General features: G+C 63.3%; 4 protein-coding genes. 2 read left to right on the forward strand and 2 right to left on the reverse strand.

Annotation, left to right across the window (positions count from 1 at the left end; all coding sequences use genetic code 11):
- Positions 1-35: 35 nt before the first annotated feature.
- Both dcd and apbC read right to left on the reverse strand, forming a co-directional pair.
- Positions 36-602, reverse strand: coding sequence for a dCTP deaminase (gene dcd, locus AC1VAN_RS07530; protein WP_480985554.1), 567 nt, complete (start codon positions 600-602; stop codon positions 36-38).
- Between the two features lie 77 nt (positions 603-679).
- Complete coding sequence (gene apbC / locus AC1VAN_RS07535; protein ID WP_480985555.1) at positions 680-1,534, reverse strand: iron-sulfur cluster carrier protein ApbC; 855 nt, start codon at positions 1,532-1,534, stop codon at positions 680-682.
- Between the two features lie 215 nt (positions 1,535-1,749).
- Here apbC and AC1VAN_RS07540 point away from each other — a divergent pair, with 215 nt between their 5' ends.
- Positions 1,750-4,545, forward strand: coding sequence for a TonB-dependent receptor plug domain-containing protein (locus AC1VAN_RS07540; protein ID WP_480985556.1), 2,796 nt, complete (start codon positions 1,750-1,752; stop codon positions 4,543-4,545).
- 360 nt (positions 4,546-4,905) lie between these two features.
- Positions 4,906-6,734 (forward strand): TonB-dependent receptor domain-containing protein (locus AC1VAN_RS07545; protein ID WP_480985557.1); only part of this gene is annotated, 1,829 nt, incomplete at its 3' end.

A 6,734-nucleotide genomic window follows, 5' to 3' on the forward strand; every position in this document is an offset into this window, starting at 1 on the left:
GGCCCGGCGCTACCGATACGCGCTGACGCAAGCTGTCAGGTGCGCGGCAGGGTCACGCCGGTCTGGCCCTGGTACTTGCCGCCGCGGTCCTTGTACGAGGTCTCGCACACTTCATCGGACTGGAAGAACAGCATCTGCGCCACGCCTTCGTTGGCGTAGATGCGCGCCGGCAGCGGCGTGGTGTTSSWGAATTCCAGSGTSACGTGRCCTTCCCAYTCSGGYTCCAGCGGSGTCACGTTGACGATGATGCCGCAGCGCGCRTAGGTGCTCTTGCCCAGGCACACCACCAGGGTGTCGCGCGGAATGCGGAAATACTCGACCGTGCGTGCCAGCGCGAAGCTGTTCGGCGGAATGATGCACTCGTCACCGACGATATCGACGAAGCTGCCCGGATCGAAATGCTTGGGGTCCACGATCGTCGAGTTGATGTTGGTGAACACCTTGAACTCGCGCGAGCAGCGCACGTCGTAGCCGTAGCTGGAAGTGCCGTAGCTGACGATGCGCTCGCCGTTGGCCTGCTTGACCTGCCCGGCCTCATACGGCTCGATCATGCCGTGCTGTTCGGACATCCGGCGGATCCAACGGTCACTCTTGATGCTCATGCTCTGTCCTGGGTGCGAGGGGGCGCGAGGATTCTAGCAGGGGGCCGGGCGTCGCCGCCGCAGCCCCCAGCGGGCCCTTACAGCAGCGAGGACAGGATCGGGATCGAAGCGCGCGGGCGCTTGCCCACTTCCTCGACCAGACGCTGGGCGGCACGGTGGTAGGCCTGGGCCGCCGCCGATTCCGGCTGCGCGGCGGTGATCGGGGTACCGGCATCGCCCTGCTCGCGGATGCCGATCTGCAGCGGCAGCGACCCCAGCAGCGGCACGCCGTACTGCGCCGCCATGCGCTCGCCACCACCYTCGCCGAACAGGTGCTCCACATGMCCGCAGTTGCTGCAGGTATGCACGGCCATGTTYTCGACCACGCCCAGCACCGGCACCTCGACCTTCTCGAACATCTTCAGCGCCTTSYKYGCATCCAGCGTAGCGATRTCCTGCGGCGTGGTGACGATCACCGCGCCGGCCAGCGGGATCTTCTGCACCAGGGTCAGCTGGATGTCGCCGGTGCCCGGCGGCAGATCGATCAGCAGATAGTCCAGGTCGTCCCACAGCGTGTCTTCGAACAGCTGGGTCAACGCCGCCGTCGCGCGCGGTGCGCGCATGATCAGCGGCGTTTCGTCCTCGACCAGATAACCGATCGACATGGTGTCCACGCCGAAGGCCCGCATCGGCTCGATGCTCTTGTTGTCCGGGCTTTCCGGGCGACCGGACAGGCCGAGCATCGCCGGCACGCTGGGGCCGTAGATATCGGCATCAAGCACGCCTACGCGCGCCCCCAGCTGCTGCAGTGCGACGGCCAGGTTGACCGCCGTGGTCGACTTGCCCACGCCACCCTTTCCCGAGCCCACCGCGATCACGTTGCGGATGCGCGCATGCGGCGCCAGTCCCTTCTGCACCTGGCTGGCATGCGGACGACGGGAAGAACTGTTCACTGCGGGCTCCGGGTGAATCGACAAGAAGAACCCAACATCATACTAGCTGGACGTACGCTGACTGAAATTCAGGATTGCTACAGATTCGTGCACAGATTGTTAAGTTCATGTTACGTTCGCTAAGCACTGGTTTTGGGCTGCGTTGCTGGATCTACGGCACGCACGATGGCGCATGCGCAGTGCCGTACTCGTATTTGCTCTCTGAACGGAACTACATGAAAGACCTTCGCAATTCTGCACGTCGCAACACCCTCGCTGTCGCCTTGATCTCCGCCCTGGTTGCCGCCTCGCCGGCAATGGCCCAGGACAAGGCCACCAATCTGGACAAGATCACCGTCACCGGCTCGCTGATCCCGCAGACCCAGGTCGAGACCCAGACCCCGGTCATGACCATCAGCGCTGAAGCCATCCAGTCGCGCGGCTTCAACAGCGTCGCCGAGGTGCTGCAGCAGTCCTCGCTGACCACCGGCGGCATCCAGGGTGGCCAGACCTCCGCTTCGTTCACCCAGGGCGCTGAAGCCGCTGGCATGTTCGGCCTGAATCCGGGTTACACCAAGTACCTGATCAACGGCCGCCCGATGATGTCCTACCCGGCGCTGTACAACGGCGGCGACGCGTTCAACAACATCAGCGGCATTCCGATCGACATCGTCGAGCGCATCGAAGTCCTGCCGGGTGGCCAGTCCTCCCTGTACGGTTCGGATGCGATCRCCGGCGTGGTCAACATCATCCTGAAGGACCACATGGAAGGCGGCAGCCTGTCCGTGCGTGGCGGCACTTCCACTGAAGGCGGTGGCAGCAGCTTCCGCGTCAGCGGTGCACACGGCTTCTCGGCACTGGACGACCGCTTCAATGCACTGGTCAACGTGCAGATCGAAAGCAGCAACCCGATCTGGGGCTACCAGCGTGACCTGACCAAGCAGAACAACGCGAACGGCTACACCGCGCAGCTGCCGTCGAACGACTTCGCCGTCATCGACGCCAAGACCAATGCGCTGTACATGATGGACCCGAGCAACTGCGCCAACGTTGCCGGCCAATTCGACGGCACCACCGTGCTGGCGAACCGCCCGACGGGCCAGTCCTGCGGCTCGGTCTTCGGCGCCGGCTACAAGACCTTGAAGAACGGCAAGGACAGCGGCCAGTTCTACTCGTCGATGACCTTCGACGTGAACGACAACTTCCAGCTGTTCGCCGACGTGCTGTACAGCAAGGAAAAGACCGAATACACCTCGGGCTCGAACTACCTCTGGTGGGGCACCAAGAGCACCATGGGTGGCTTCTATGACCAGGCCTCCGGCAAGCTGGTCAACCTGCAGCGCGCGTTCGCTCCGGAAGACATCGGCGGCGAAGGCTACAAGGGCATCCTGAACAACGACAAGAGCCGTGCCTACCAGGTCACCCTGGGCGGCAAGGGTGCGGTCGGCAACTGGGACTACAGCCTGAGCTTCACCCGTGGCGAATACCGCCTGGATGAGAGCAAGTTCCAGCGCTTCGGCAATGCCATCAACAGCTACTTCGCCGACAAGGTGCTGGGCCCGCAGCTGGGCACCCAGGATGGCTTCGGCATCTACAACACCAACTGGGGCGCGTTCTACTCGCCGATCTCGCCGGAAGATTTCGCTGGCTTCACCGGTTACACCACCAACCACAGCCGCACCTGGCAGAACCTGGCACGCGCGCAGGTCACCAACGGCTCGCTGTTCTCGCTGCCGGGCGGTGATGCCGGCCTGGCCGTGGTCGTCGAAGGCGGCAGCGAAGGTTGGGACTACAGCCCCGACCAGCGCCTGCTGGACGGCGACGTGTGGGGCTCGTCGGCTGTTGCCGGCAACGGCCATCGCAGCAACTACGCGGTGACCAGCGAGCTGCGCATGCCGCTGCTGGAGTCGCTGACGGTGACCGCTTCCGGTCGCTATGACGCCTTCAAGATCGCCGACAACACCGTCGACAAGGCCACCTACAGCGTGGGTGTCGAGTTCCGTCCGATCGAAAGCCTGCTGTTCCGCGGCAAGTACGGCACCGCCTTCCGCGCGCCGACCCTGCCCGACGCATTCCAGGGCCGCAGCGGCTATTACGCTGCCAACTCCACCGACTACTACCGTTGCGGTGAGCTGGGCTACGTGCCGGGCAACACCGACGCCTGCCGCTACGCAGACAGCGTCTCGGTGTACTCCGAGCGTGCCGGCAACCCGGACCTGGAGCCGATCACCGCCGACGTCTGGAACGCGGGCATCGTCTGGGCGCCGATGGCGAACCTGTCGATCTCGGCCGACTACTACAACTGGAAGATCGAGAACGAAGTCGATACGGCCAGCACCGACCAGCTTCTGCTGGCCGAGTACTACTGCCGCAACGGCCTGCCGAACGGCTCCTCGGCCACCTGCCAGAACGTGGCTGACTGGGTCGTGCGCGATTCGGCCGGCAACCTGAGCTCGCTGTACACCCCGAAGATGAACGTGGCCCGCCAGAACCTGCAGGCCGTGACCGTCGGCTTCAAGTACCTGCAGGACATCGGCCGCTTCGGTTCGCTGCAGTTCTCGGGCAACTACACCAACATGCTGAAGCGTGAAGTGCAGGCGCAGCCGGGCGAGGACTTCCAGGACCTGCTGGGCAACCCGAAGTCGATGTGGAACTACGACAGCTACGCCAAGGTCCGTTCCGACGCGTCGGTGGCCTGGTCGCTGGACAAGTGGACCACCACGCTGTACGCGAACTACATCGGCCACACCCCGAACTACCTGGCGGGCCTGAACGGCTACGAGTACACCCATGGTGCGTCGGGTTACAAGGCAGGCAAGTGGGCTTCGTACACCACTTACAACCTGAGCGTGAACTACCGCGTGCAGGATGACCTGACCCTGTCGCTGATGGTCAACAACGTGTTCAACAAGATGCCCGAGCAGCAGGCTCACAGCTACCAGGGCACCTCCGGCACGCCGTTCAACAACTACCTGTACAACGTCTACGGCCGCACCGTGTACGTGCAGGCCAAGTACGACTTCGGCAAGTAATCCCGTCGATTTCCGGGTTTGATTCCGGACCAGGCCCCGCTTCGGCGGGGCCTTTTTTTTGGCGAGGCACGTGCGGCGATCGCTGCGGGAACATCTCGATTGTTAAATATCCGAAAATTTACTGGGTGTTCATTAAGCCAAACTCGGCAAATTCGTACCAATATTGCAATCAATTGTTTTTAAAGAAATTTTTATTAACTCCCAACGGGCCATTGCGAGAGCGCGACAAGCCCGCGAAAAACAAGTTAAGCGTGTGTTACGTTCGAAAAACGCCGCCTTTCTGCGTCCACCGGCTGCTGAACCATCCATGAGTTCCCAGGAAAGGGAAAACGCGTTTCTCACGACCACACGGAGTACCGCATGTCTCGCAATGGCTTCCCGCGTCACCCGCTCACCCGCGCCGTCCTCAGCGGCCTGATCCTGGCCAGCAGCAGCGCGATCGCGCTCGCCCAGGACAACACTCCCACCGATCTTGGACGCGTGACCGTCACCGGCTCACTGATCCCGCAGACGCAGATCGAGAACCACACGCCGGTCCTGACCGTCACCGCCGAGGACATCCAGACCCGTGGCTTCACCAGCGTTGCCGAGGTGCTGCAGCAGAACTCGTTGACCACCGGCGGCCTGCAGGGCGGCCAGACCTCCGCGTCGTTCACCCAGGGCGCCGAAGCCTCGGGCATGTTCGGCCTCAGCCCGAGCTACACCAAGTACCTGATCAACGGACGGCCGATGCTGTCCTACCCTGCCCTCTACAACGGCAGCGATACCTTCAACAACCTCAGCGGCATCCCGATCGACATCGTCGAGCGCATCGAGATCCTGCCCGGCGGCCAGTCATCGCTGTACGGCTCGGACGCGATCGCCGGCGTGGTCAACATCATCCTCAAAGACCGCATGGACGGCGGCGTGCTGAACGTACGCGGCGGCGCCTATACCGAGGGTGGCGGCAACGATTTCCGCGTCAGCGGCGCGCATGGCTTCAACGCTTTTGATGACCGCTTCCACGCACTGGTCAACGTGCAGTACGAGAAGAGCAGCCCGATCTGGGGTTACCAGCGCGACCTGACCAAGCAGAACAACACCCGGGGCTATACGCCGCAGGTTCCGACCAACGACTTCCTGGTCTACCTGCCGGACCAGCAGAACGCCTACGTGATGATGGACCCGAGCCGCTGCGCCAACGTGGCCGGCCAGTTCGGCGGCACCACCGTGCTGGGCACCCGTGCCACTGGCGAATCCTGCGGTTCACCCTTCAGTGCCGGCTACAAGACGCTGAAGAACGGCAAGGAAAGCAGCCAGATCTATTCGTCGATGTCCTTTGACGTCAACGACAACTTCCAGCTGTTCGCAGACGCGCTCTACAGCCTGGAAGAAGTGCAGTACAACTCGGGTTCGGGCTACGCCTTCTGGGGCAGCGATGTCGGCTTCGGTGCGTTCGTCGACCAGGCCAGTGGCGAATACATGAACCTGCAGCGCGCGTTCGCGCCGGAGGACATCAGCCCGGCCGGCTACCGCGACACCATGAGCACCGATCGCAACAAGGCCTACCAGATCACGCTGGGCGGGCGCGGCAACGTCGGCAACTGGGATTACAGCGCCAGCTTCAGCCGTGGCGAGTACAAGCTGACCGAGCGCAGCTTCGCGCGCTGGGCCAATGAGATCGACAGCTACTTCGAAGACCGCGTGCTGGGTCCGGTGCTGGGCGTCACCGACGACGGCTACAACATCTACAACCCGAACTGGGGCGCGTTCTATTCGCCGCTGCCGGCCGGCGATTTCCAGACCTTCACCGGCTTCACCTACAACAAGAGCCGCACCTGGCAGAACCTGGGCCGCGCGCAGATCACCAATGGTTCGCTGTTCAAGCTGCCCGGTGGCGATGCGGGCCTGGCAGTGGTGGCCGAAGCGGGCAGCGAAGGCTGGTCCTATACACCCGACCAGCGCCTGCTTGATGGCAGCGTCTGGGGCACCACCTCGGTGGCCGGCGCCGGCCATCGCAGCAACTACGCGCTGACCAGCGAACTGCGCATGCCGCTGCTGGAGTCGTTGACCGTGACCGCCTCGGGCCGCTACGACGCGTTCAAGATCGCCGACAAGACCGTCGACAAGTCGACCTACAGCATCGGCGTGGAATTCCGTCCCATTGAAAGCCTGCTGTTCCGCGGCAAGTACGGCACCGCCTTCCGCGC

The organism is Stenotrophomonas sp. 05L44_2 (assembly GCF_056665995.1).